This is a genomic window from Bradyrhizobium sp. AUGA SZCCT0182 (assembly GCF_018130185.1).
In the GTDB taxonomy this organism is placed as follows: Bacteria; Pseudomonadota; Alphaproteobacteria; order Rhizobiales; family Xanthobacteraceae; genus Bradyrhizobium.
In genome coordinates this window covers 159151-183873 of the sequence record NZ_JAFCLY010000009.1, presented here as the reverse complement: position 1 = coordinate 183873, position 24723 = coordinate 159151, and the positions used below count along the sequence as shown (strand labels likewise).

The following is a 24723-nucleotide window of genomic DNA, read 5'->3' as shown; positions in this document are numbered from 1 at the left end:
CAAAGAGGCCTACCAGTGGCCGGTGTTCGGCATCGAGGTCCACGGCTCGGCCGGAGGCTTTGGGTCGCCCTTCTGCAAGAGCTCGATCGAATGCAGATCCGGCGAGCGGACGAACGCCATGTTGCCGTCGCGCGGCGGGCGATTGATGGTGATGCCCATCTTCATCAGCCGGTCGCAGGTGGCGTAGATGTCGTCGACCTCATAGGCGAGGTGGCCGAAATAGCGGTCTTCGCCGTATTTCTCTTCGTCCCAATTGTAGGTGAGTTCGACAAGCGGCGCGCCGCGGGTGGCCGGCGAGGCCTTGAGCAGGCCTTCGTCTTCGGCGGCGCACAGGAACACCAGCGTGAAGCGGCCCTTGTCGTTGTCGATCCGGCGCACTTCCTTCAGCCCGAGCGCATCGTGATAGAATTTCATCGCGGCATCGAGATTGCGGACGCGCAGCATGGTGTGGAGAAAACGCATGTTTCTTGGCTCCCTTTGCGAGGCTTGGTTTTTGGTTCGGGGCTTGAATAGCAGCAAAATTCGCCATGGGGCAGGGGGCATGATGCTGTTTGGGCGCTACCCCGGGTCCTTTACATGGCGGTGTGGCTGGGAAAGTGATGGCAGCATGAAATACCTGCTTGGCGCTCTTCTGATCTCCGGCACGGCTCATGCAGCCGACCAACTTCCCACCAGCATGCTTGGGAAGTGGGCCTCTGACGCCGCTGCGTGCACAGAGCAGTCCAGCGAATCCGGGATGACGGTCGAACCGCGGACAGTGCTGTTTTACGAGCATGGCTTTCAAATCAAGCGCATTACCCGGCTAAAGGACGGCCCACTAAAGGGAACAGGGTATGGTTTTGCAGACGATGGTCGGTCCAACGGTTCAATCACGCTTAAGCTCATTGATCCCAACAAACTTCAGGCCAAGGGAGAGATCTATTTTCGGTGTGAAAAGCAAAGCGGAGGCGCACGTTGAGTGGATCCGAAGCGGGCGGCTTTGCTGCGACTCAAGCGAAAGCCCCGCCTGGGGAAGCGGGGCTCTCTGAGAGAAGCGGAGATGGGGACAAATCTCGACGCTTCGATAGTTAGACGCGCGAGGCCATCAAAGGTTCAATGATGAATGAGCTGTGGAAATTGACGGCTTGAAGCGAGTTCTGATCTCGGGACTGCTGGTTCTGTTCCAGGACACGGCCCACGCGAACGTACTGCCGAAATCGGTCCAGGGCTTGTGGGCCTTCGAGGCTGCCGACTGCTCGAATGCCGAAAGTGATGGGCTGCTGAAAATCGGAGCAAACACGGTTACGTTTTTTGCCTCCGCCCATGACATCAAGCGTGTCGTGCGTCGGCCTGACGGTTCGCTGAGCGCGTCGGGCTTCGTTTCGAACGAAGGCGAGGCCGCGGTCCGGGTTCGTTGACCCTGAAGCTGATTTCACCGGACAAGCTTCTTGTGCTCGACCACAGCTATCACCGTTGCGGGAAAGGTGAGCGCGCCGGGCGGGCCAAACGCCGCTGATTCCCGGAAGTCGATCGCGAAACGAGACGAATGCCGGCGCGTCTGAACTGTGGGTAATTCGTCCGTGGGCTGGACAGGCAAGCCCGTCCGCACATTATGCGTCGCGAGACGGAATCTCTGGAGGGCCTAGGGGGACAGTCTCGCTGAAGGCCACGCGGCGTAACGCCCGCGTGGCCTTTTGTTTTCCAATTATTTACGATTGCTCGTCCGCAAAATTGCGGACTCTGTTCGTTCTCCGAGAACAAAAGCGGAGCCGAGGTCTCCCTTTGAAGGTTGGTCGCGGATGAAAACTCGACGCGAGAGCCTCTCCTCGATGTTGCGAACTCGTCAAATTGCTGGACGAGGCGACTGACAAGGTTATGAAGCGACAGCCGGGATTCGTCTCTGCCAACATTCAACGCAGCCTTAGCGGCAAGCACGTCGCGAATTATGCCCAATGGCGATCGAAAGAGTATTTCGAGGCCATGCAGCGCAATCCCGAATGCAAAGAGCATATGATGGCTGCAGGCAAAGCTCGCGGAAAAATTCGAGCCCGAGCTTTATGCGGTGGCCAGCATCCACGATTAGCAAGACGTGCACGCGCGGGGTTACAGCTACACAAGCGAAAGCCCCGCTCGGGGGAAGCAGGGCTTTCTGATGGGGATGAGTGTCTGGGGACTACTCATCCATAAGTCACTGCAACGCGCAATTGGTTCAAACCGATTTCCGCGCGCATCTGATCCACGGAGCACTTGCGAAAATGTTCTTGTTATGTTCTATTCAATCATTCCCTGGAGGTTGATTCATGGACATCGAGAAACAACGCGAAATCATCAGGCTCTGGAACCGCATGCGCCGGGTCGAAGGCCCGATCGCCGAGGAAATCCGCATCCAGATCCTGGAATATTTTGCGCAGCAGGACCGTCCGAAACGCGCGGCCTGATGAGGTTTGCTCGCGCGCGTCGCCACGGCGTTAAAGCGCGGGCGTCGAGAGCGTGATCCCGCACAGATAGTCGCGCGGCTTCTTCCGTCATTGCTGGGTAAACGGAGGAGCCAGCGAATTGCCTGATCGTGCTCGCGATCATGTTCTTCGTTGTTCTGCCGATCACGGATACCGAAACGGCGCGGATGAAAGTGTCCGTCGCCCGGGAGCCTGGGTGCGTTGCTGGCCGTATCGGTGATCGCGCCGCATCTGATGCATTGACGGCGGGCCGTTGCGCCATGCCCAACGTAACGCGGATGCGTCGACCAAGCCTTGCAGCTCAGGTCGCGGTTTACGCTTCTTCCCGGTGGCCGTCAGAGCCGCGGTTGAACACGCCGTAATGGCTCGACTTCTGGCCGTCGCCATCCGTCGGTGCGACCGTCAATCCCAACCGCAACAGCTCGCGTACCGCCGCCGCGCGGGTTGGCATCCGGTGCTTGAAGCGGAAGTCGTCGAGAACGGTCATTTCTTCGGGAGAGAGCATGATTTGTAATCGTTCGCCCCGCATGTCGGTCATGTGCCTGCCTCAACTTTAGACAAATGAGTAAGTGCCTAACTCGGAGCAGTTCGCTTTGGTTCCTCAAATTGCCGAGAGAAAGTCATTTTAGTAAAATATACAAATAAAATCAATAAGTTAAGTGTTGATATAAGATGTGCTCGGGAGTAGATTCCATGACAAGGAGAGTGCGGTCATGGAAAAGGAAATCAAGCTTCCGAAACTTCCGAAGGAATCAAAACCTCCCAAGCGCGCGAGCCATGAGAGGGTGATCGAAAACCTGGAAAAATGGGCCACGAGCGCGGGCCTTCAACCGCCAAAATAGGCTGCACGGCAGGGCACCTCATCGGGACTGAAAGGCCCGCGCCGGATTGGCGAATGGCGGACGCAGTATCCCAGCACAGAGCGCGGGTCGACAATGGCCGTCGCTCCGCATTAAACGCAGAAAATGAAATTGTTCGGTCGAACGAGCCCTGTCCCCCGGCGGCACGTCGCCGGCAGCGCGGAGGGACCAGGCTCACTCCCCAATGGTTAGGCCTTGACGTCGACCAAGGCGGTTGGCTCGGCCTGGGTGTGTTGTTCGATCTGCGCTTGCTGCGCCAGCGCCTTGGCGTCGTAGACGGCCTTCAGGTCTTCGTTGATCGTATTGGGCGGCGCCTTGGCGGTTTGGTCGACAAGGAGCTGGACTCTGGCCTGCGTCACTTCAACAGGTACGGGATAAACAAGCATGAGATTATCCTCCTGACCAAAAGCTGTCAGGCGGTCGTTTACACTTTGTAAAGAGATTGGGTTAACGGCGAATTGGGTTAATGGCGGAGCGGACCGGTACCGGGCAGGGACCCGCGAGATGTGCAGGGGATGCCGAGATGATCTTGGTGACAGGGAGTATTCTGGCGCGCGAGGACAGCTTTGATGAGGTGCTGGCCGCCTGCCTTGATCATGTCGAGCGCTCGCGGACGTGCATGTCGACTGCCAAAATCCGATGCGCCTGTTTTTCTTCGAGCAATGGGCGGACGAGGCAGCCCTGCGCGCCCACTTCGCCGTTGAAGGTTCGAAAGCGTTCGTCAGATCGCTTAAGGGCCGTATCGTCGAAACCACCGGGACCAGGATCTATCGCGCGGAATCAATTCCGCGGTAGCCGCGCTGCAAGCCGTGACGCGCAAGCACCGCTTCTTGTCGCCTGCGGGCCTTAGAGGATCTTCTCCAGCCGTTCGGCATAGAGCCGGAATTCCTCGGCCATCTCGTTGAGCTTCTTTGAGGCCTCGGGATCCTTGGCGGCGCGGGCCAAACGCTTGGCTCGGATCGACTGGTCGCGGTAGTGATCTGCCTGGGTCATGTCAGCACCTTTTCGGATAGGTGCAAATCGTGTCAAAAAGGTTCGATCACGACGATGCGAACAGCATCGTGTCCGGAGCGCTCCGATCAGGCCGGCCTGGCGGGAGGCGGCGAGGGGGCAATTATGCGGTTTGCCATCGGCGAGCGCTCGCGAAGTAACCCGATCTTAAGGGGCGGCCGGTCCGGAAAACGCGCCCCCTGTTCGTTCTTCGAAGAACAAAAGGAGTCTTGCTTCGATATTTCGGATTCGCTTGCGCAGCGCTTCACGTGTCTCCCCAACTCCTGGCCAGATCCATTTGACCATGTTGGGCTAGTCCGAGCTGTGCCGGTGCGTGTTCTGCTCGAAGAGAAAGCTCGATGCCTTCTGTCCGCCGGGGTGTGGACGGGTGCGCAGCAAGCATTGGGCGCAACGCCTGAAAACCCGTTTTGCGGCCTGTGATTTGGCTGTGGATTTGCTGCGGACAAGTACGTGCGTACAGGATCGGTGCGGGTGCGCGCGCCAACCGGCGAGGTCAACGATCCCTTTCCGGAGCTCCAATAACCCTATTCAGTTAGGTTAAGACCGGGATTGCGTTGTGCTTATCAGAGGTTGCGCTAGGGATGGCTGGAGGAAGCTGCCATGGTCCCTTCGTTTCATAACGCCGACAAGCCGACCCACCGACGCGTGATGGTGGTCGGGCTGCTGTTTTGCCTGGCCTTCGTCGGCATCAGTTTTTCACTGCGGTCGCAACCGGAAACCGGACATGTGCTGGTCAAAGCTGACAGGCTGGTCCGGACGGCGGGCGAGCCGCACAAGGCGAACTAGGATCCCACGCCTAGAGCATTATCGGCTCTGATTGAATCAGAACCGAAGCACTAGACTCTTGTTTTGACGCGTTTTCTTCATGCGAACCGGTATCCACTTCGCTCCCTCTAGCGGTACGGCAATTTTTCGCCGCGCGGTTTGTGATATTTGGCGATGCCGATAAAGCCGGCAAACGCGATCACGTTCAGCAGAACTTCCAGCCATGGGGGCATCGTTGCACCTCTTTCGGGAACAAATTCCCGGGGCCGCAATTGGTTCCTTCGTGCTGGTTTGGCGAGGATATTTTGAGGGCAGGGCCTGCCAGCCGCGAAATGAAAAACCCCGCCAGCCTCCGAAGACGCTGACGGGGTCTTTCATGCTTTCACCTCTGGCAAGGTTGCTGCACTTGAGCTGAGAATGCGCATCCGCAGGGTTCGTTCCCGGCGCTCCGAAAACTTTTTGGCGAAAATGGCTTGCCGGTTCCGCCTGGTGGCGGACTTACAAAAAAGCCCGGAGCATCGCCCCGGGCTTTTTGCCGATCGGACTTTGGCGCTAGCTCCAGAACGATGGGCGGTTAAATCCGCTCCAGGCTTTGCCGAGCGTGGTGGCGTAATATTCCTCGCGCTCGCGTTCGAATTTTTCCTGCGTGGCCTTGAAGCTCGCGACCCGTGCTGCGATTTCCTCGCGCGCACGCGCGAGCCTGTCGTCCTGTTCGTTCATTGCCCATCCTTTTTGGAGTCGTGTTTTTGAGTCGTCCCGGTTGCCATTGACGGTTGCGATTGGGGCGTGAATTGGGAAGCCGCGTTGCGGGATTGTGGTCGTCTGTTTGCAAAGCGATGGCGGTGGATAAGGCCCGTGCGCCGCTTGTTGCTTGCGCACCTTCCCGGTAGCGACAAGCAAACCGGAGGTTCCAATGGCAAAGATCGATCTGGATTCACTGAGCATCGAAGAACTCGCCGCACTGCGCGAGCACGCCACCGACAAGCTGTTCGAGAAGGTCGCTGTGCGCCGCGCCGAGCTCGAGGCGGAACTGGAAAAACTCGCGCAATACGGCAAGCCTGCGAAGAAAACGGAGAGCGCGCCCGTCGCCAAGGTCAAGAAGACCGACGAGGTGCGGGAACCCAAGGAGCCCGTCGCCAAAGCCGCCTGATGATGCCTGCTTGGTGACGCGCGGCCGACGTTCGGTTGTGCGGGGGCCGACCGAACAGCCAATCCGATTGGCCGCGCTATCGTCGACGCGGCCAATTTTGTTTGACGTGTTTTCCGTTGCGGGGCAGGCTTCCGCTTGCAAACGCTTTGAAAAATCGGATGTTGACGTGATCGCACCAGACCTTCGCAGCGGCGTCGAACAGCTCGGCAACATGATCGCCGCGGCATCGTCCATCGTTCCCTTTACCGGCGCCGGCATCTCGACCGAATGCGGCATTCCCGATTTCCGCTCGCCTGGTGGATTGTGGACTCGCAATCGTCCGATTCCGTTCGACGAGTTTGTCGCCAGTTCCGACGCCCGTGACGAGGCTTGGCGGCGGCGCTTTGCGATGGAGCCGACCTTTGCCGCGGCGAAACCCGGCCGCGGGCATCGGGCGCTGGCGTCGCTCTACAAGGCCGGCAAGATCCCCGCGATCATCACCCAGAACATCGACAATCTGCACCAGACGTCCGGTTTCAAGGCCGACGATGTGGTCGAACTGCACGGCAACACGACCTACGCCCGCTGCATCGGCTGTGGGCAGGCCTACGATCTGCCCTGGGTCAAAGCGCGCTTTGACGAGACCGGCGGCGCGCCCGATTGCACGGTTTGCGACGAACCGGTCAAGACCGCGACCATTTCGTTTGGACAGGCGATGCCGGAAGACGCGATGCGCCGCGCCACGGAACTGGCCCAGCATTGCGACCTGTTCCTCGCCATCGGATCCTCGCTAGTGGTTTGGCCGGCCGCAGGTTTTCCGCTGATGGCCAAGAACTGCGGCGCCAAGCTCGTCATCATCAATAACGAGCCGACCGAACAGGACGATGTCGCCGATCTCGTGATCCGGCACGACATCGGAGAGACGCTTGGACCATTTGTAGGCAATTGATCTGCAATTGATTCGAAGCTGTGCAAGCCTGTTCATAGTTCCCGCCTGAATTGTTTTTTTAGCTATGCGCCGCATGCGGGAGTGTTATCTTTTGATTCGAGAGATTCGCGCGGCGTTATCATGAGTGGTCATGGATGGGCGCGTGTTCCGGTACGCTACGGCGATAGCGGGCCGCAAATGAATGTGTGAGGTCCGGGGTCATGGGGTCGGACGGATTTGAGTCCAAGAAGCTCGGGGGGCCGCCGTCAGGCGGGACGGGGCAGAACAGGCTTGGACCAAGTGAATTCTCTGCCGGCGCCGAGCGCGATCCGGCGATGGATGCTCTTTCGGGTCTTGGCGATGCGGCCGCCAACCTTGTCGAAATATCCGGCGTCATCAAATGGTTCGACGCCTCGAAAGGCTACGGCTTCATCGTTCCCGACAATGGCTGGCCCGACGTGCTGTTGCACGTCACGGTGCTGCGCCGCGATGGCTATCAGACCGCGTATGAAGGTGCGCGGCTGGTGGTCGAGTGCGTGCAACGCGCCAAGGGCTATCAGGCCTTCCGCATCGTCTCGATGGATGAGTCCACTGCGATCCATCCGGCGCAGATGCTGCCGCCGCGGACCCATGTCAGCGTTACGCCGACCTCAGGTCTGGAGCGCGCGCAGGTCAAATGGTTCAACCGGCTGCGCGGTTTCGGCTTCCTGACCTGCGGCGAGGGGACGCCTGACATCTTCGTGCATATGGAGACGCTGCGCCGCTTCGGCATGACCGAGCTGCGGCCTGGCCAGTACGTGCTGGTGCGGTTCGGGCCCGGCTCCAAGGGCATGATGGCCGCGGAGATCCACCCCGAGACCGGGCCGTCGGCGCTGTCGTCGCACTAACCGCCCGTATCCGCTGTCCGGGCCTGTCACCTGACGGAATCGTGAGCCGCTCGGTGCCTGTGCGTGCGCCGGCCTCTGGCCTTTGCCGCAATCATCGGGTTAGGATTTCCCGGCAATGGCCCCCTAAATCCTCCTGGATCATCCTGATGTCCGGCGTGAGTGTTGTTATGAATTTGGTTTCGATGGTTGCGCGGACCGGTCGGCGCGGACGGTTGGTGACGTCGCTGATCGTCGGGCTAGGCATGTTGGCAAGCCTTGGCGCAACCGCGCAGGCAGCGAGCTTCCATCCGCTCGAGATCGCCACCAAGTCCGGCGTGCAGGTGTTTTCGGTCGAGATGGCGACCACCGAAGAGGAGAAGACCACCGGGCTGATGCACCGCAAGGAATTGCCCGACGGCAAAGGCATGCTGTTCGATTTCTCCCCCGAACAGCAGATCTCGATGTGGATGAAGAACACCTACATCTCGCTCGACATGATCTTCATCCGCGCCGATGGCCGCATCCTGAGGATCGCGGAAAATACCGAGCCGATGTCGACCAAGATCATCTCGTCGGGCGGGCTCGCCAAGGGCGTGCTGGAGGTGATCGCCGGCACGGCGCAAAAATACGGCATCAGGCCCGGCGACCGGGTGGCGCACCCCCTGTTCAACGGCCGCTGACAAGCTGCCCGGCGCCTCTGCGGCGGCCATCGCAGGGTCCGGACAAAAAATCTCGAAAACAACCCCATGCAAAGTAGAATGGGGCCACCATTTGAACCTGAGCTTGGGGCCTCCAGTGCCTTGCTGGCGAGGTCCCAAGCGTGTATCGACGTCCATTCCCAGCACCAATCGGGGTATAGCGCAGCCTGGTAGCGCGGCAGTTTTGGGTACTGCAGGTCGTTGGTTCGAATCCAGCTGCCCCGACCAACTAACCCTTTGAAATTACTCAAAGTGATTCTGACGTTTTCCTCGCGATTCTGGCCCGTGGTTCTTACGCTGTTCCGTTACCGCTGCGAGGCCTGCCATGCCAGCAGGCGATGTTCGGCCATCGACATCGCCACCGACGTTACATAACCGGTCACGCCGAGCAGGATGACGCCGGCGAACAGATCGGCCGAGCGGAAGGCTCTGGCCGAGAGCAGCACCCAATGGCCGAGACCGTCGAGGCCGGCGAGGATTTCGCAGACCACCGACAGGATCAGCGCCACCGTCAGGCTGAGGCGCATGCCGGCGAGAATGTCGGGGCTGGCGGACGGCAGCGCGATCTTGAGGATGACCGCCAGCCGCGACATCTGCAGCGAGCGCGCCACCTCGTAGAGGCGGGGTTCGACCGCCGCAAAGCCGTGGATCGTCGCCAGCATGATCGGCCAGATCGCACCGAAGGCGATCACGAACAGCGCCATCGCCTGGGTCAGCCCCAGCATCGCAATCGCGACCGGGATGATGGCCGATACCGGCAACGGCCGCAAAAACTCCAGCGACGGTGCCACATAGGTCCGCATTATCCGCGACGAACCGATGATCGCGCCGATCGCGATACCGGCGATCGATGCGGCGAGCCAGCCATAGGCCATGTGCTCGAGCGTGCCGGCGAGCTTGCTCCAGAGATCGCCGTTGGAAAATCCGCGCATCAGCGAGGCCCAGGCACGGTCCGGGCCCGGCAGGAACACCGGCGAGACCAGCTTCAGATTGGCGATCAATTGCCACAGCGCAATGAAGGAAGCGGCGACTGCAAAGCTTGCGGCGCGCCAGAGCCAGATCGTCGCGATACGGTTCATGCGCTGTCTCCGCTCAACGCGGCGCGGCCGAACAGGCGGTGCTGCGCCACCACCAGCAGGATGTTCAGGGCGTAGCCAATGACGCCGATCCAGACCAGATAGGCCAGCATCAGGTCGGGGCGCAGCGCCTGCTGCGCCAGCATGATGCCTGCACCCAGCCCCAGTGGATTGATCGCGATTTCGACCGTGACGGCTACGATCAGCGCGATACCGGCCGACAGCCGGAACGCCACGAAGATCCGCGGCAGCGCTGCGGGGATAATGATCTTCCAGACCCGTTGCGCGGCGGGTAGCCGCAGCGCCCGCGATACTTCCATCAGCCGCGGTTCGATACTGCGTACCGCCGCCCGGCTCAGGATCAGGATCGGCCAGACGCAGGCGAACGCCACGATCACGATTTCCATGCGATAGCCGAACCCGAGTGCAATCAGCGCGATCGGCAGCAAGGCGATCGACGGGATCGGTCGGATTGCCTCGACCGTAACTTCCATCAGGCGGTTGAGCGTGTCTGAAATCCCAAAGGCAATGCCGAGTGCCAGCCCGATGACGGTGCCGATGGCAAGGCCCGCAAAGGTCGAGAACAACGTGTCGCGCGTCGCTGTGAGGATTGAGAAGTCGGCAAAGGCGCCGGCGAGCGCCATCGCGATCTCGCTTGGTGGCGCCAGGCTGTCGCTTTGCAGATGCGTCGCGCGCGCCCAGGCCTCGAAGGCGAGCAGCACCGCCATCGGCAGCAACAGCGCCTTAACTTTCTCCTTGGCCTTATCCGTCGTCACTGTTCGGTCGCCTTGATGAAGTCGAACAACTGCCGCCGTAAGCGCAGGAATTCCGGGTGTTCGCGGGTCGAAAGCTGATCGCGCGGCCGCGGCAAATTGACCGCAAGCTCGATGCCGATCCGACCGGGATGCGGCAACAGGCCGATGACGCGGTCGCCGAGATAGATGGCCTCGTCCAGATCATGCGTCACGAAGATCACGGTGGCGCCGCTTGCAGCCACCAGCGCCAGCACCTCGTCCTGCAAGCCCTGCCGTGTCATCGCATCGAGCGCGCCGAACGGTTCGTCCATCAGCAGCGTCTTCGGTTCCTGCGCCAGGCATCGTGCGATCTGCAGCCGCTGCTGCATGCCGCCGGACATTTCTGCGGGATATTTGCCGGCATGGCCAGGCAGGCCGACCGTGCGCAATAATTCCTCGATGCGGGCAGGGCGCTCGGCGGCCGGCATTCCGCCGGCTTCGAGCGCCAGCGACACATTGCCGGCCGCGGTGCGCCACGGCAGCAGCGCCTTGCCGTAATCCTGGAAGACGATGGCGATCTCGCGCCGCGGATGCAGCATCGGCTGGCCGTCGAAATCCACCTTGCCGCTGGTCGGCTGGTAGAGCCCCGCCGCCAGCCGCAGCGCGGTGGTCTTGCCGCAACCGGACGCACCGACGACGCAGAGGAATTCCCCGGGCCGGACCCCAAGGCTCAAATTCTCGATGATGGTCTTGCCACCGAGCCGGAGCGTAACGCCGGTGAACGCGATCTGCGGTCTCGTCTGGCCGGGAATGACTTCGAAGCGTTTTGCAGCGTTTGCCATGGCGTCAGCTCTCGCTTCCAGTGGGATAGACGATGTCGATCGTCGAACGCAGATGCGCCTCCAGCATCGCCTGCGCGCCGGCGATATCGCGGGAAAGAACGCGGTCGGCGAGCAATTGGTGGACGCGCACGAATTTCTTGCCGCTGTCGAGGGAGCGCATCATCACGCGGCGGTAGCGGTACGCCTGGTCGTAGAGATCGGAATGCGCTGATAGCAGCCGCTTGGAGCCGCAGCCGGTCAGTAGCGCGGTGTGGAAACCCTTGTGCAGCCGGTCGAAATCCTCGGCGCCTTCGCGGAATTCATCGCCGGTCCGCTCGATGTGCCGGCGCATCTGGTGCAGCGTGCTGACGATGCCGGCCTCCCAGGCATCGTCGCCATGGGTAATCGCCAGCCTGATGGCCTCGATCTCGACCGCGGTCCGCATCACGGTGATATCGTGCAGATCTTCGCGGCTGACGTCCGCAACGCGAAAGCCTCGCTGTCCGGTTCCGACGATCAGCCCGCGCGACATCAGCCGCGACAATCCTTCGCGCAGCGGCGTCGCGCCGATCTCATAGCGCTGAACCAGATCGATGATCCCAAGCCGCGATCCCGGCGCGAGATGCCCGGCCAGTATGTCGTGCTCGACCAGCGTGGCGGCGCGCTCGCTTAAGGTTGCGGCCTCAGTCGCGGGTTGGGTCGAATTGCGCTCGGTAGTCGACATTGCAACAGCCTCACTTCAGGACCAGTTTGGCGGTATCGAGCCTGGATTGCAGCATTTTCTGCGACGACATCACCTCGATCCACCAGCTCAACTGCTCGGGCTTAAGCACCGGCTCGGATTGGTTCGGGGGCGTCGCCTTGACCAATTCGATCGGCTGCTTGGTGAATTTGGCAATCGACGCGGAGGCCTTGTCGCGATCGCCATTGACGATCAGCGCAGATTCAGCGATCGCATCGCGAAATTTCTTGATCGCGACGGCGTTCTTGTCGGCCCATTCGCGGGATGCCGCGTAGAAAATGATCGGCTCAGTGCGCGCGAGCTCGGCTGCATAACGCGCGCCGACCGAGCCCAATCCTGCGTTCAGCATACGCGTCACGAACGGCTCGGCCGTGAGCACGGCATCGACGCCGCCGGACTTGATGATGTCGGCCATGGTCGGGAAGGTGACCTCGACGAAATTGACGCGTCTGGGATCGACACCTTTGTCCACCAGCCACTTTACGAACAGCACATGCAGGAAGGCGTTGAGGCCGGGCGCACCGACTTTCTTGCCGACAAAATCCTTCGGCTCCTTGATGGTAATGCCGTTGCGGACGAAGGCGGCGATGCTGTCCTGGTTCACCGGGCTCATCACGCTCGCGCCGGCGATGGCGACGAGGTCGAGGCCGCCGTCGACGGCCTGCAGGAACACGGTCGAGGTTGGACCACCGATCTGAATCGAGTTGGAAAGGATCGCGGCGGGGATGTTCGAATTGATGCCGATCGGCGTCATCTCGACTTCAAGCCCGTGCTTTTTGAAGATGCCTTCGTCGATCGCCACCATGGCGGAGGCGCAATCCGACGTCGCCGTGCAACCGACCTGAATCTTGGCCTGTGCGACGGCAGCTCCCGCCAGCGCCAGGCTGACCGCAAAGGTTGCAAGGATCGTTTTCACCGCCATCTCCCCGGTTTACATTTTTGGTGCTTGATTATCGATATTTTTTTTGATCATATATTCCATCCAAAAGCAAGAGGCGGCACACAATGAAACTCGCAACATTCAAATCCGACGGTCGGGAAAAGCTCGGGATCGTGCACTCCGGTGACGGCAAATTGTTCGATCTCGCCGCGGCCGCCAGCCGGAACGGCGCCGCCAATCCGGCCTTCGTTTCCATGCTTGCCCTGATCGATGCCGGCGAAGGCGCGCTCGAACAGGCATCGGCCGTGTTCGACAAGCACGGCAAGGACGAAACCTTGTCGGTGTCCGCTGCAACGGCCGATATCCTCGCCCCGATCCCGGAGCCGCGGCAGATGCGGGACGGCATGTCGTTCCCGCTGCACATTCTCCAGGCCCCGCGCGGCCAGCTCAAGCTCGCCGCACGCGCCAGGAACGACATGGCGGAACTGGCGCGGATCGAGGCCGAGCCGCTCGGCGAATTGCCGGAGGTCTATCGCAAGCAGCCGATCTATTACATCACCAACCGCTTCAGCGTCCGCGGCACCAACACCACCGTAAAGTGGCCGCGCTACAGTCAGGTGATGGATTATGAATGCGAATTCGGCATCATCACCAAGAACAAGGGTGCCGATATTTCCGCTGCAAAAGCCAAGGATCACATCTTCGGTTATACGATCTTCAACGACTTTTCTGCGCGCGACGCCCAGCGTATCGAAATGGAGGGGCGGCTCGGCCCCGCAAAAGGCAAGAGTTTCGATGGCGGCAATGTGATGGGACCGTGGATCATCACGCCGGACGAAATCGGAGACCCCTACAAGCTCAAGATGGAAGTGCGCGTCAACGGCAAGATGCGCTCGCAAGGGGTTTCCGATGGAATGCTGTTTTCATTCGAGGAGATTATCGCCCATGTCACCAAGGACGAGACCCTGATGCCCGGCGAATTCATCGGCTCCGGCACGGTCGGCAATGGCTGCGGACTGGAACTCGGCTGGTATCTCGAACACGGCGACAGCATCGAGCTCGAAGTCGAAAAGATCGGTATCCTGAAGAACCGGGTCGAACGGCAATAGGCCGCCGCGACCACGCCACCACAACAAGAACCAAAAACATTCAGCGAGGAAACGCCAATGGCGCGTAAGTTGATCGATATCTCTGTTCCCCTGCAAAACGATGTACCCGCCGATCCGCCGGGCGGTCACCCGACCATCCAGTACATCGACCACCAGCAGGGCCTGCCGCGCATGCTGCAGTTCTTTGACGGGCTGAAGGCCGAAGACCTGCCGGACGGGCAGGGCTGGGCGGTCGAGCAGGTGCAGCTCTCGACCCACAACGGCACCCACCTGGATGCGCCCTGGCACTTCCATCCCACCATGAACCGGGGCGAGCGATCCTGGACCATCGACGAAGTGCCGCTGGAATGGTGCCTGCAGCCGGGGGTGAAGCTCGACTTCCGGCATTTTGCCGACGGCTATGTGGCGACCGCCAAGGACGTGGAGAACGAGCTCAAGCGTATCGGTCATACGCTGTCGCCGCTGGAAATCGTGGTGGTTAACACCAGCGCCGGCATGAAATATGGCCAACAGGATTACGTCACCTCGGGCTGCGGCATGGGCTATGAGGCGACGATGTATCTTCTGGAGCGCGGCGTGCGGCTGACCGGCATCGACGGCTGGAGCTGGGATGCGCCGTTCGTCTACACCGCGCAGAAATATGCCGAGACCAAGGACGCCAGCCTGATCTGGGAAGGCCACAAGGCCGGCCGTCACATCGGCTATTGCCACATCGAGAAGTTGCACAACCTCGAGCAACTGCCATCGACCGAGTTCATGGTGTCCTGCTTCCCGGTGAAGATCGAACGCGCCTCGGCGGGCTGGACCCGGGCCGTCGCTATTCTCGACGGATAGATCCATCGCCAGCGAGAAAGGCCGAGAGGAATTCATGATGGAATTGCGTCCAGCCCGTTGGCGGATGCTTCTGCGGGAGTGAGTCCGCTTCGTCGATCTCAACCCCGCCGCGGCTTCATCCTCGGTGCCGGCGCGCTGACACTTACAACAGCGGTCGCGCGCGCAACGCAGAGACTGCGCATATCGATTGAGCGCAGCGCGCTCATATCGAACAGGTGGCTTATCAAGCTAGCCACATATCGCGCAGTGGAGGTGTCAAATTGGCGGCAAAGAAAAAGGCGTGCCGGTTGTCCGGCACACCTGAGTATTGTTTAGACCGTGGCGTAAATTTCGCCGATCAGTCCGGTATCAATAATACCTGCAGACGCGAACGCCGTAGGCATTCCACCAGCAACGCGGTCCGCCACGAACCACGGGAACACCGTAGAAGCCATAGCCTCGGCCACGGCCATATCCACGACCCCAGCCACCGCCGCGATAGAAACCACGACCACCGCCGCGGCCCCATCCGCCGCCACGGCCTCTTCCACCGCGGGCTTCCGCCGGCGAGGTCGTTGCACCTACCAGAATGGCAGACGTACTGGCGACGTAGACGAACAACAGGGCGAGCGCTGCAAGACAACGCGTCAGGATATTGTAGCGTTTAGCCATTCTAGAATCTCCCGGTCACTTTCAAAACCACCTGGACTTTTCCGCACTATCAAACTTAGACGCTCGAAAATGCTTTCGGTTCAGATGAGCTAAGATAATATCTTTACTAAGGTTCTTCCGGCAATTCGGGACTTTATTAAGATGGAAAGATAAGGTCAAGTTACACTCCGGCTTGCGACGAATTCTCGCGTCGCGCCGTTAATCTTTGTTCATCTTTGTTCATCTTCGTTCATCTTTCTGTCCGACGATTGTGCACTGCAGAATTACCGAAACGAAAACTCGGCACGACAAACCAGCCGAGAAATCAGGCAAGAAACCGAGCAAGCCCACGCCAACAACTTGAAGTCGACATCTCGCGCACGACGGTCCCCCGCCTTAAAGAGTATCCATGCCCAAACAGCACACCTATGTTCTCGGCCTGAACACCTACGACCATGATGTGAGCGCCTGCCTGTTGCGTGACGGCGTCATCGCATTCGCGATCGCCAAGGAGCGGATCACGCGGGTCAAGCATGCGTCCGGCTTTTACAAGGAGGTGATCGATTATTGCCTCGAGGCTGAAGGCATCACGCTGGATGATATCGATCTGATCGTTCGCAATTGCTACATCATGCCGGTGGGGGAAATGGAAGAACGGCTGGTCTATTTTGACGCGCCGGGCTTCCTTCCCGAATTCGAACGGGACGACGCGGCCAAGCACCCGTTGTACCTGTCGCGTCAGGACAAGGTGGTGACGATCTCCCACCATCTGGCGCACGCCTACAGCGCGTTCGCGGTATCGCCGTTCGAGGAGGGCGTGGTGATGATCGTCGATGGCGTCGGCAGCTATCAGTCCGATGTCATGGAGTCCTATCCCTCGAGCGACACCGCAACGCCGCTCGCGCGCGAATCCGAGAGCTATTACAAGTTCAAGGGATCGACGCTCGAATGCCTGAAGAAGGTTTTCATGGAGCCGGACCGCGGCTTCCTGAGCGATGAATTCTACAACATGCCGGGGATGGGCGCGCTCTACAGCCGGGCGTCGACCTACATTTTCGGCGACTGGAACAAATGCGGCGAGCTGATGGGGCTCGCGCCCTATGGCCGCCACAACGCGGTCAAGAGCCTGATGGGGCTGACCGACGGCAAGCTGCAGGTTCCGCACTGGACCACCGAACTCAAGCAGCCCTACGTCCAGGACGGCGGCAACTGGGAAAAGCACCCGGCGATGCGGCACTGGGAGGATCTGGCCTGGCGGGTGCAGGACGATACCGAGAACGTGCTGCTCGCCCGCGCCCGCTGGCTTCGCGAAACGACCGGCGCCAAGAACCTGACGATGGCCGGTGGTGTCGCCCTGAACTGCGTGGCCAATGGCCGGCTCGCCCGTGAAGCCGGTTTCGACAATATCTGGATCCAGCCGGCGACCGGCGATGACGGCATTGCGATCGGTTGCGCGTATTATGGCTGGCTCGAGATCCTGAAGCAGCGCCGCAACTTCGTCATGGAGCATTCCTATATCGGCAAACCCTATAGCGATGCGGATGTCACGGCTGCGCTGCAGCGGTTTCTGGTGCGCATCCAGATCGACGCGAGACGCAGCGACAATATTTGCCGCGATACCGCGAAGTTGCTCGCCGATCAGCGGGTGATCGGCTGGTTTCAGGGCGGCTCGGAGTTCGGCCCGCGGGCGCTCGGCAACCGCAGCCTGCTCGGTGATCCCCGCAAGCCCGAGATGAAGGACATCCTGAACAGCCGCGTCAAGCACCGCCAGGCGTTCCGCCCGTTCGCGCCGATCGTATTGGCCGAGCGGATGAAGGACATTTTCGAGGGCGACGCGGATTCGCCGTTCATGCTGCTTGCGAAACCGGTTCGCCCTGAATGGCGCGACAAGATTCCGGCGATCGTGCATGTCGACGGTACGGCGCGCGTCCAGACCGTGCGCGAAGCGACCAATCCGAGGCTGTACCAGTTGCTGAAGGAGTTCGACGCGCTGACCGGCGTTCCCGTGCTGATCAACACGTCATACAACATCAAGGGCGAGCCGATCGTCGAAACGCCGCGCGATGCTGTGGCCTGCTTCCTGACCACGGGGGTCGACCATCTGATCATGCACGATACGGTGGTATCGAAGACCGCCATGCACAAGATCGTCGGACCGCTGGTCGATACCTACGACGACGTGAGGAACCTGGTGTCAGCGACCGCCCGGCCGGCCTAAAGGTGGCCGTTTTCTAAGCTGAGGCACCCGGATCAAGCCGCCGCGGTCAGGCGGCTTTCGGCGCCACCGGCTTGGGCAGCGGCTTGTCCTGCCGTTTCGACCAGGAAATGTAGTAGGCGACGATGGTCATGATCGCGATGCCGGTTACGCTGACGAAGATCTGCGCGAACAGCGAACCGGAACTTAGCGACAGCTGGAAGTGCCCGACGAACGAGAGGAACACGCCGACGCAGAACACCGCGAGCGATTGCTGGCCGCAGACCACCAGCGGATCGAATATTCTCCATTCCAGCGCCGGCCAATCCTTCGGGATGAACCGGATCACCATGATCACGATCACCACGAAATGGATGAAGCGGTAGGGCGCCAGATTGGTCTTGTCGTTCGGATTGAACATCGAATAGAGCCAATGCGGGAACATGTTTCCGAAATCCGGAAACCTGCCGGCCATCGTCATGACCAGCCCCAACAGCAGGTAGGCGATACAGAAATACAGCGTCAGCGGGTGATTGATCACCGCCGCCGACCGCCGGGCGCCGCCGAGCGCGCACCAGGAGCCGAACACGAACAACACCTGCCAGGCGAACGGGTTGAAGTACCAGGTTCCGGCGGGATAGGCCGCCAGGTTCCAGCCGGTCTGCCGCGACACCAGCCACAGCACGATCGCGGCGACCATGGTCCAGTTGGGCTGGCGCAGCATCATCCACAGCACCGGCGGAAACAGCCCCATCAGCACGATGTAGAGCGGCAGCACGTCGAGATTGACCGGCTTGAACTTCAGGAACAAGCCTTGGCGCAACGTTTCGGTTGCGTTGTCGACCAGGCCGACGACGTTGAACTCGTTGACGAGCTCGGAATCGCCAAACCGCAGCGCGAGGTAGCTGATCGAGGCGATATAGATCACGAACAGGATGATATGGGCGACGTAGAGCTGCCAGACGCGCTTGGTCAGCCGCGTGGCGCCGACGATGAAGCCGCGGTCGAGCATCATCCGGGCATAGACGAAGGAGGCAGTATATCCGGAAATGAAAACGAACAGGTCGGCCGCGTCGCTGAAGCCGTAGTTGCGGGTCGTGATCCAGTTCACCACGTTGTCCGGGATGTGATCCAGATAGATCGCCCAGTTTGCAACCCCGCGAAACAGGTCGAGCCGGAGGTCGCGTCCTTTTTCGGGCAGGGTGGCGTTGATTTTCATGGGAGCCGCTTCGATGTGATGCTGTCGGGACGATCGCGCCGCAGGACCAAGCCTTGAATCAGGCCTCGAACCATACCCTGGCCGCAGGGCGGACGAAGATTGTCACAGTGCAGCATAATGACTATACCGGTCCGGAAATGGTACATCCGGGGTTATGGAATCACCGATCAAATCCCTGAAAGGTGTATTTATACTATCCCGGCGGTTTCCGCCAAAACTCTCCAAGTACCCCTGTCGTTAAGTCGCATGTCGTTAAGTCGCATATCTGATGTCGCATATCTCTGAGGACCCGACCATCCATGACCGCACGCATTTTTAAACCTGCCAAAAACGCGATGCAATCGGGGAGGGCCAAGACCCGGGAGTGGCAGCTCGACTATGAGCCCGAGCAGCCCCGGGCCATTGAACCGCTGATGGGGTGGACCTCATCCGGCGACATGAAGCAGCAGCTCACGCTCCGCTTCGATACCAAGGAAGACGCGGTGGCCTATTGCGAGCGCAAGGGCATTCCCTATCAGGTGATCGAACCCAAGGACTCCGCGCACCGGCAGGTCGCCTATGCCGATAATTTCGCGTTCCGGCGCGGCGAGCCCTGGACCCACTAAGTCCTGAAGCCACCAAGTCCTGAACCCATTAAGTCCTGAACCCATTGAAGCGTTAGGGATCGGTTCGGGGCGTCGGATCCCCCGGGATCGGCAAGGGCGCATCCTTCGCGACGCCAAGGACCGGCAGGCTTCTGATGGTCCGGACCTCGGGCATGGCGGCGAACTGCCGAAGCTGCTGATGCATCCCCTCGACATCGGGCGCAACGCATTTGAGTAAAAAGTCCGCTTCTCCCGAGATGCGCCAGCTTTGCAGAACCAGCGGCAAGGTCGCAATCGAGGCTTCGAACGCTTCCAGCGTCGCCTTGGCCTGGCTCGCCAGCTGGATCGATACGAACGACACGACCTCGTAGCCGAGCACCTTCTCGTCGATCGTGGCGCGGATCGCCTTGATCACGCCGCGGCTGCGCAGGGAGCGCACGCGCCGCAGGCAAGGCGGCAGGGAGAGGCCGACACGACTGGCCAGTTCGTTGATCCGGATGCGTCCATCCTTCTGGAGCTCGGACAATATCTTCAGGTCGATGTCGTCGAGCTTGTGATTGGCTGTCATGGCTGCTCGTTCGCGCTCAAGAGTCCGCCGCTGCTAGACGGCTGCAACGCGCCGTGGCTTGCGGATGCTGCGGGCAGGGGCGCTCGCGGCCTGCGGCGTCACGCCCGACAGCACGAGTTTCTCATGGGCGGCGATGATCGCGTCCCTGGTCAGGCGTCCGCCCGGCCGGTACCAGGTGCAGAGGCCGGTCAGGAGCGCCAGGATCGCAAACGTCGCCACCTTCACGTCAACGACTTCGAAGGCGCCTTCGGAAACGCCCTCCGAGAGGATACGCGCCAGCCGCGCCTCATAGGCGCTGCGCAGCGCCACGATCGCCTCATAGTTCTTCGGCTCCAGGCTGCGCAGCTCGGAATTGGCGATGAAGACCTCGCGCTTGCGGCTCATGTGGTAGGTGACGTGGAATGCGACGAAGGCGCGGAGCTTTTCCTCCGGACTTTGCTTTCCTTCCAGCGCGAGATCGAGCTGACGAATGAGCTCGTTGACGTGGTCCTGCACCAGCTCGAACAGCAGTTCCTGCTTGGTGCTGATATGATTGTACAGCGACCCCACCTGGATCCCGACCTCGGCGGCGAGGTCGCGCAGGCTCATCGCGGAATAGCCCTGTTCGAAGATCAGGCGCAGTCCGGCCTTGCGGATCGCTTCCAGCGTCTTCGGACCATAAGAGCCGATCGTGCGTGCCATTTTGGTCCCCGGGCGGTCGAATAAGTCGCCTGTAAAGATACAAACGACCGTATGTTTATTGCATGAGATGTGAGGAATTTCAACGGCATAACGTGACATTTTGGCGGAAAATCGAAAATGATGACCATCCTCTTGCGGCTCCATTAAAAAAACGTATGATCGTTTTTAATTCGGAGGAGACGTCATCCTGCAAACGGGCCGTCAATCCCGGCTGCCGGGACACTTCACCGCAAAGATGGTACAGCCTGTCGCGCCGTTTCGCGAGAGGTCTTGTCCCGTTAGTCCTAGAGGCCCACGCACCACCGCCCGTCACTCAAAGAAACGATAGGCCATGTCGCTTCATTCAACGATCGATCCCACATCCGCCGATTTTGCCCGCAACGCTGAAGTGATGCGCGGCCTCGTCGCCGACCTCCGTGAAAAACTCAAGGTGGTTGCCGGCGGCGGCGGCAAGACCTCGCGCGCGCGGCATACCTCGCGCGGCAAAATGCTGGCGCGCCAGCGTGTCGACCTGCTGGTCGATCCCGGGACCGCGTTCCTCGAATTGTCGCCGCTGGCCGCCCACGGCCTCTATGGCGGCGACGTCCATTCCGCCAGCGTCATCACCGGGGTAGGGCGCATCTCGGGCCGCGAATGCGTCATCGTCGCCAACGACGCCACCATCAAGGGCGGCACTTACTATCCGATGACCGTGAAGAAGCATCTGCGCGCGCAGGACATCGCGCGGCAGAACAATCTGCCCTGCGTCTACATGGTCGATTCCGGCGGCGCATTCCTGCCGCTGCAGGACGAGATCTTCCCCGACGAGCGGCATTTCGGCCGCATCTTCTACAACCAGGCGCAGATGTCGGCACAAGGCATTCCGCAGATCGCCATTGTGATGGGCTCCTGCACGGCCGGCGGCGCCTATGTGCCCGCGATGTCGGACGAGAGCATCATCGTGCGCAACCAGGGCACGATCTTCCTCGGCGGACCGCCGCTGGTGAAGGCCGCGACCGGCGAGGTGGTCACGGCCGAAGAACTCGGCGGCGCCGACGTGCATTCGCGGCAATCCGGCGTCACCGACCATTACGCGCAGAACGACGCCCATGCGATCGGGATTGCGCGGCGTATCGTCGCCACGCTGAAACCGCCGACGCGCGCCACACTCAACATGCGCGAGCCGCGCGAGCCGCGGTTTCCGGCGGAAGAAATCTACGGCGTGGTTTCCGCCGACGGCCGCAAGCCGTTCGACGTCCATGACATCATCGCGCGGGTGGTGGATGGATCCGAATTCGACGAATTCAAGAAGCTCTACGGCACGACCCTGATCTGCGGCTTTGCCCATATCTGGGGCTATCCGGTCGGCATCATCGCCAATAACGGCATCCTGTTCAGCGAAAGCTCGCTGAAGGGCGCGCACTTCATCGAATTGTGCTGCCAGCGCAATATCCCGCTGGTGTTCCTGCAGAACATCACCGGCTTCATGGTCGGCAAGAAATACGAGGCCGGCGGCATCGCGCGCGACGGCGCCAAGCTGGTGACGGCGGTGGCGACCGCCGGGGTGCCGAAATTCACCGTCGTGATCGGCGGCTCCTATGGCGCCGGCAATTACGGCATGTCGGGGCGGGCCTACAGCCCGCGCTTCCTCTGGATGTGGCCGAACGCCCGCATTTCGGTGATGGGCGGCGAGCAGGCGTCGATGGTTCTGGCCCAGGTGCGGCGCGACGGTATCGAGGCGAAGGGCGACACCTGGTCGGCCGAAGAGGACGAGAAGTTTCGTGCGCCGATTCGTGCTCAGTATGAGAGCCAGGGCAGTCCTTATTATGCCACCGCGCGGCTGTGGGATGATGGGGTGATCGATCCCGCCGACACGCGGCTGGTGCTCGGCCTTGGATTATCCGCGGCTGCCAACGCGCCGATCGAACCGACGAAATTCGGCCTGTTCAGGATGTGATGCAGGAACTCATGATGGACCGCTCGAAACTATACCGGCGTTTTCGCACGCTCTTGATCGCCAACCGCGGCGAGATCGCCTGCCGCGTGATCCGCTCCGCCCGCGCCATGGGGCTGCGCACCGTGGCCGTCTATTCCGAAGCCGACCGCGACGCCATGCATGTCGCCATGGCCGATGAGGCCGTGCTGCTGGGGCCGGCGCGGGCCCGCGACAGCTACCTCAACGTCGAGCGGGTCATTGAGGCCGCGCGCCAGACCGGCGCCGAAGCGGTGCACCCCGGCTACGGGTTCCTGTCCGAAAATGCCGAGTTCGCGCAAGCCTGCCTCGACGCCGGCCTGGTGTTCGTCGGTCCGACCGCCGCGATGATGACGGCAATGGGCTCCAAATCCGGCTCCAAGGCGCTGATGGAAAAGGCCGGCGTGCCGCTGGTGCCCGGCTATCACGGCGAGGCCCAGGACGAGGCGACGCTGGCGCAGGCCGCCGACAAGATCGGCTTCCCGGTGCTGGTCAAGGCCTCGGCCGGTGGCGGCGGGCGCGGCATGCGCGTGGTCAATTCGGCCAGTGAACTGGCGGCGGCCATCGTCAGTGCCAAGCGCGAAGCAAAAGCCGCGTTCGGCGACGATCGCATGCTGATCGAAAAATTCGTCCTCAACCCGCGTCACATCGAGGTGCAGATCATCGGCGACAGCCACGGCAATCTGCTGTCGCTGTTCGAGCGCGAATGCACGCTGCAGCGGCGGCATCAGAAGGTGATCGAGGAAGCGCCGTCGCCGACGTTGGACGCCACCCAGCGCGAGGCGGTCTGTGCCGCCGCGCGCAAGGCGGCTGCGGCGGTCAATTATGTCGGTGCCGGCACCATCGAATTCGTCTCCGACGGCAAGGAGGTGTTCTTTATCGAGATGAACACGCGCCTGCAGGTCGAGCATCCCGTGACCGAACTGATCACCGGCGTCGACCTTGTGGAATGGCAGTTGCGGGTGGCGTTCGGCGAGAAGCTGCCGCTGGCTCAAAATGAGATCAAACTGAACGGCCACGCCATCGAGGCGCGGGTTTATGCGGAAAACCCGCAGAAGAATTTTATGCCCTCGGTCGGCCGGATCAAGACATGGCGTACGCCGGACGCGGTTGACGGCCTGCGGATCGATGCCGGTTATCGCAGCGGCGATGCGGTATCGCCCTATTACGACGCGATGCTCGCGAAGGTGATCGCATGGGCGCCGACCCGTCAGGCGGCGATTGAACGGCTCAACCGCGGCCTCGAAGAAACCGACGTCCGCGGCATCGTCACCAACATTCCGTTCCTGTCGGCGCTGGTGACGCATCCGCAAGTTCGGGCGAACGCGATCGACACCAGTTTTATCGAACGCGAACTGAAGGGCCTGACGGACCCGAAATACGCCTGCGGCGATCTTGAACTCTGTGCAGCGGTCGCCGCTATCGTCGTCGAGGAGCGCAAGGCCGCAGCCAAGGAGGCGCATTCGCCGTGGCAGGCCTTTGGCTGGCAGCCGGTCGGTCAGCGGCAGCGGGCGTTCGCGCTGCGCCAGAGCCAGGGCGCCGAGCAGAAGGTCACGCTGGACTATGGCAACGGCGCGTCGACGCTGTCGATCGGCGAGCGCCAATTCGTTTTCACCACGACGCCGGCGGACGATGGCGGTTTTGATCTCACGCTCGACGGGATGAAATCCCGCGTCGTCGCGGTGATCGAGGGCCACGAACTCTATCTGCGCACCCGCAACGGCCGCTTCGACCTGCATTGGGTCGATCCGTTCGGCGGCGAGACCGAGGAGCATGTCGGCGAGGACAAGATCGTGGCGCCGTTGCCGGGCACCGTGGTGGCGTTGCTGGCCGAGGAGGGCGCGACGCTGGAGAAGGGGGCTGCGATCCTGACGCTGGAAGTCATGAAGATGGAGCAGACCCTGCGCGCGCCGTTTGCCGGCGTGTTGAAGAAGATCAAATGCAAGGTCGGCGATATCGTTGGCGAAGGCGTCGAACTCGCCGAAGTCGAACCTGCAGCCTCGTGAGG

At 61.1% G+C, this 24723-nt stretch carries 31 protein-coding genes, 1 tRNA gene and 1 pseudogene; 19 read left to right on the top strand and 14 right to left on the bottom strand.

The genetic code is table 11. The features are described from left to right. Positions 1-9: 9 nt before the first annotated feature. Positions 10-462 carry a VOC family protein gene (locus JQ611_RS13010; RefSeq protein WP_212414794.1) on the bottom strand — a complete coding sequence of 151 codons (453 nt, stop codon included), beginning with the start codon at positions 460-462 and terminating at the stop codon, positions 10-12. Here JQ611_RS13010 and JQ611_RS13005 point away from each other — a divergent pair. The 4 genes from JQ611_RS13005 (at position 461) to JQ611_RS12990 (ending at position 2417) form a co-directional block, all read left to right on the top strand. Beyond that, positions 461-958 carry a hypothetical protein gene (locus JQ611_RS13005; RefSeq protein ID WP_212465650.1) on the top strand — a complete coding sequence of 166 codons (498 nt, stop codon included), beginning with the start codon at positions 461-463 and terminating at the stop codon, positions 956-958. The genes JQ611_RS13010 and JQ611_RS13005 overlap by 2 nt on opposite strands. Before the next feature lie 151 nt (positions 959-1109). Continuing rightward, positions 1110-1397, top strand: a complete 288-nt coding sequence (locus tag JQ611_RS13000) for a hypothetical protein (protein ID WP_212465649.1) — start codon at positions 1110-1112, stop codon at positions 1395-1397. A 430-nt stretch (positions 1398-1827) separates the two neighbouring features. After that, positions 1828-2166: an antibiotic biosynthesis monooxygenase gene (locus tag JQ611_RS43015; RefSeq protein ID WP_212465648.1), complete on the top strand. Its 339-nt coding sequence runs from the start codon at positions 1828-1830 to the stop codon at positions 2164-2166. Between the two features lie 113 nt (positions 2167-2279). Further along, on the top strand, positions 2280-2417 hold the full coding sequence (locus JQ611_RS12990; RefSeq protein ID WP_212209431.1) for a hypothetical protein: 138 nt from the start codon (positions 2280-2282) through the stop codon (positions 2415-2417). A 331-nt stretch (positions 2418-2748) separates the two neighbouring features. Here JQ611_RS12990 and JQ611_RS12985 read toward each other — a convergent pair whose 3' ends face one another. After that, complete coding sequence (locus JQ611_RS12985) at positions 2749-2973, bottom strand: hypothetical protein (protein WP_192735784.1); 225 nt, start codon at positions 2971-2973, stop codon at positions 2749-2751. Between the two features lie 175 nt (positions 2974-3148). Here JQ611_RS12985 and JQ611_RS42455 point away from each other — a divergent pair, with 175 nt between their 5' ends. After that, positions 3149-3277 (top strand): hypothetical protein, encoded by a 129-nt coding sequence (locus JQ611_RS42455; protein ID WP_283816748.1) that lies wholly within the window; start codon positions 3149-3151, stop codon positions 3275-3277. Between the two features lie 206 nt (positions 3278-3483). Here JQ611_RS42455 and JQ611_RS12980 read toward each other — a convergent pair whose 3' ends face one another. Beyond that, positions 3484-3681 (bottom strand): hypothetical protein, encoded by a 198-nt coding sequence (locus JQ611_RS12980; RefSeq protein WP_212465647.1) that lies wholly within the window; start codon positions 3679-3681, stop codon positions 3484-3486. Between the two features lie 253 nt (positions 3682-3934). On the opposite strand from JQ611_RS12980, the gene JQ611_RS43010 reads away from it, so the two are divergent. Further along, entirely contained in the window at positions 3935-4090 is a 156-nt protein-coding gene (locus tag JQ611_RS43010) for a putative quinol monooxygenase (RefSeq protein ID WP_409411267.1), read from the top strand. Between the two features lie 51 nt (positions 4091-4141). Here the strand turns inward: JQ611_RS43010 and JQ611_RS12975 are convergent, their stop codons facing one another. Beyond that, positions 4142-4288: a hypothetical protein gene (locus tag JQ611_RS12975; protein ID WP_212261665.1), complete on the bottom strand. Its 147-nt coding sequence runs from the start codon at positions 4286-4288 to the stop codon at positions 4142-4144. Positions 4289-4906: 618 nt separating this feature from the next. On the opposite strand from JQ611_RS12975, the gene JQ611_RS12970 reads away from it, so the two are divergent. Beyond that, the gene (locus tag JQ611_RS12970; RefSeq protein ID WP_212209536.1) at positions 4907-5092 is read left to right on the top strand and encodes a hypothetical protein; all 186 of its coding nucleotides are present in this window, start codon (positions 4907-4909) and stop codon (positions 5090-5092) included. A 531-nt stretch (positions 5093-5623) separates the two neighbouring features. Here the strand turns inward: JQ611_RS12970 and JQ611_RS12965 are convergent. Further along, positions 5624-5791: a hypothetical protein gene (locus JQ611_RS12965; RefSeq protein ID WP_212261662.1), complete on the bottom strand. Its 168-nt coding sequence runs from the start codon at positions 5789-5791 to the stop codon at positions 5624-5626. A 193-nt stretch (positions 5792-5984) separates the two neighbouring features. Between JQ611_RS12965 and JQ611_RS12960 the strand changes: the two genes are divergently transcribed. From JQ611_RS12960 to JQ611_RS12940, 5 genes are all read left to right on the top strand, one after another. Beyond that, a complete protein-coding gene (locus JQ611_RS12960; RefSeq protein WP_212261659.1) occupies positions 5985-6221 on the top strand; it encodes a hypothetical protein in 237 nt (78 codons plus the stop codon). A 166-nt stretch (positions 6222-6387) separates the two neighbouring features. Then, positions 6388-7149, top strand: a complete 762-nt coding sequence (locus JQ611_RS12955) for a Sir2 family NAD-dependent protein deacetylase (RefSeq protein WP_212261656.1) — start codon at positions 6388-6390, stop codon at positions 7147-7149. A gap of 200 nt (positions 7150-7349) precedes the next feature. Next, positions 7350-8015 (top strand): cold-shock protein, encoded by a 666-nt coding sequence (locus tag JQ611_RS12950; protein WP_212261653.1) that lies wholly within the window; start codon positions 7350-7352, stop codon positions 8013-8015. 242 nt (positions 8016-8257) lie between these two features. Next, positions 8258-8674 (top strand): DUF192 domain-containing protein, encoded by a 417-nt coding sequence (locus JQ611_RS12945; protein ID WP_249133138.1) that lies wholly within the window; start codon positions 8258-8260, stop codon positions 8672-8674. 169 nt (positions 8675-8843) lie between these two features. Then, a tRNA-Pro gene (locus JQ611_RS12940) sits at positions 8844-8920 on the top strand. Between the two features lie 77 nt (positions 8921-8997). Here JQ611_RS12940 and JQ611_RS12935 read toward each other — a convergent pair. From JQ611_RS12935 to JQ611_RS12915, 5 genes are read right to left on the bottom strand one after another with little or no spacing between them, the layout of a single operon-like run. Continuing rightward, complete coding sequence (locus JQ611_RS12935; RefSeq protein WP_212261650.1) at positions 8998-9771, bottom strand: ABC transporter permease; 774 nt, start codon at positions 9769-9771, stop codon at positions 8998-9000. After that, complete coding sequence (locus tag JQ611_RS12930) at positions 9768-10496, bottom strand: ABC transporter permease (protein WP_212389361.1); 729 nt, start codon at positions 10494-10496, stop codon at positions 9768-9770. Before JQ611_RS12930 ends, JQ611_RS12935 begins: the two co-directional genes overlap by 4 nt. 44 nt (positions 10497-10540) lie before the next feature. After that, complete coding sequence (locus JQ611_RS12925) at positions 10541-11344, bottom strand: ABC transporter ATP-binding protein (protein ID WP_212465646.1); 804 nt, start codon at positions 11342-11344, stop codon at positions 10541-10543. A gap of 4 nt (positions 11345-11348) precedes the next feature. Beyond that, complete coding sequence (locus JQ611_RS12920; RefSeq protein ID WP_212465645.1) at positions 11349-12047, bottom strand: GntR family transcriptional regulator; 699 nt, start codon at positions 12045-12047, stop codon at positions 11349-11351. Between the two features lie 10 nt (positions 12048-12057). Continuing rightward, on the bottom strand, positions 12058-12972 hold the full coding sequence (locus JQ611_RS12915) for an ABC transporter substrate-binding protein (protein ID WP_409363307.1): 915 nt from the start codon (positions 12970-12972) through the stop codon (positions 12058-12060). A gap of 98 nt (positions 12973-13070) precedes the next feature. Here JQ611_RS12915 and JQ611_RS12910 point away from each other — a divergent pair, with 98 nt between their 5' ends. Together JQ611_RS12910 and JQ611_RS12905 are read left to right on the top strand one after the other, a co-directional pair. Next, positions 13071-14054 (top strand): fumarylacetoacetate hydrolase family protein, encoded by a 984-nt coding sequence (locus tag JQ611_RS12910; protein ID WP_212389326.1) that lies wholly within the window; start codon positions 13071-13073, stop codon positions 14052-14054. Positions 14055-14111: 57 nt separating this feature from the next. Next, entirely contained in the window at positions 14112-14888 is a 777-nt protein-coding gene (locus JQ611_RS12905) for a cyclase family protein (RefSeq protein WP_212465644.1), read from the top strand. Positions 14889-15199: 311 nt separating this feature from the next. Here the strand turns inward: JQ611_RS12905 and JQ611_RS12900 are convergent, their stop codons facing one another. Continuing rightward, positions 15200-15418 carry a hypothetical protein gene (locus tag JQ611_RS12900; RefSeq protein WP_212389324.1) on the bottom strand — a complete coding sequence of 73 codons (219 nt, stop codon included), beginning with the start codon at positions 15416-15418 and terminating at the stop codon, positions 15200-15202. A 509-nt stretch (positions 15419-15927) separates the two neighbouring features. Between JQ611_RS12900 and JQ611_RS12895 the strand changes: the two genes are divergently transcribed. Together JQ611_RS12895 and JQ611_RS43005 are read left to right on the top strand one after the other, a co-directional pair. Further along, positions 15928-17736, top strand: coding sequence for a carbamoyltransferase C-terminal domain-containing protein (locus tag JQ611_RS12895; RefSeq protein WP_212465643.1), 1809 nt, complete (start codon positions 15928-15930; stop codon positions 17734-17736). Positions 17737-17754: 18 nt separating this feature from the next. Continuing rightward, positions 17755-17808 (top strand): annotated as a pseudogene (locus JQ611_RS43005) (hypothetical protein); the annotation flags it as partial. Here JQ611_RS43005 and JQ611_RS12890 read toward each other — a convergent pair. Further along, the gene (locus JQ611_RS12890; RefSeq protein WP_212261626.1) at positions 17783-18931 is read right to left on the bottom strand and encodes an OpgC domain-containing protein; all 1149 of its coding nucleotides are present in this window, start codon (positions 18929-18931) and stop codon (positions 17783-17785) included. The pseudogene JQ611_RS43005 and the gene JQ611_RS12890 overlap by 26 nt on opposite strands. 299 nt (positions 18932-19230) lie before the next feature. Between JQ611_RS12890 and JQ611_RS12885 the strand changes: the two genes are divergently transcribed. Then, complete coding sequence (locus tag JQ611_RS12885; protein WP_212261623.1) at positions 19231-19536, top strand: ETC complex I subunit; 306 nt, start codon at positions 19231-19233, stop codon at positions 19534-19536. Between the two features lie 52 nt (positions 19537-19588). Here JQ611_RS12885 and JQ611_RS12880 read toward each other — a convergent pair whose 3' ends face one another. Continuing rightward, a complete protein-coding gene (locus JQ611_RS12880; RefSeq protein WP_212465642.1) occupies positions 19589-20083 on the bottom strand; it encodes an Lrp/AsnC family transcriptional regulator in 495 nt (164 codons plus the stop codon). A gap of 33 nt (positions 20084-20116) precedes the next feature. Beyond that, positions 20117-20764 (bottom strand): TetR/AcrR family transcriptional regulator, encoded by a 648-nt coding sequence (locus JQ611_RS12875; RefSeq protein ID WP_212389321.1) that lies wholly within the window; start codon positions 20762-20764, stop codon positions 20117-20119. Positions 20765-21095: 331 nt separating this feature from the next. Between JQ611_RS12875 and JQ611_RS12870 the strand changes: the two genes are divergently transcribed. Then, on the top strand, positions 21096-22700 hold the full coding sequence (locus JQ611_RS12870; RefSeq protein ID WP_212465641.1) for a carboxyl transferase domain-containing protein: 1605 nt from the start codon (positions 21096-21098) through the stop codon (positions 22698-22700). Positions 22701-22714: 14 nt separating this feature from the next. After that, positions 22715-24721, top strand: a complete 2007-nt coding sequence (locus JQ611_RS12865; RefSeq protein ID WP_212465640.1) for an acetyl/propionyl/methylcrotonyl-CoA carboxylase subunit alpha — start codon at positions 22715-22717, stop codon at positions 24719-24721. Positions 24722-24723: the final 2 nt, after the last annotated feature.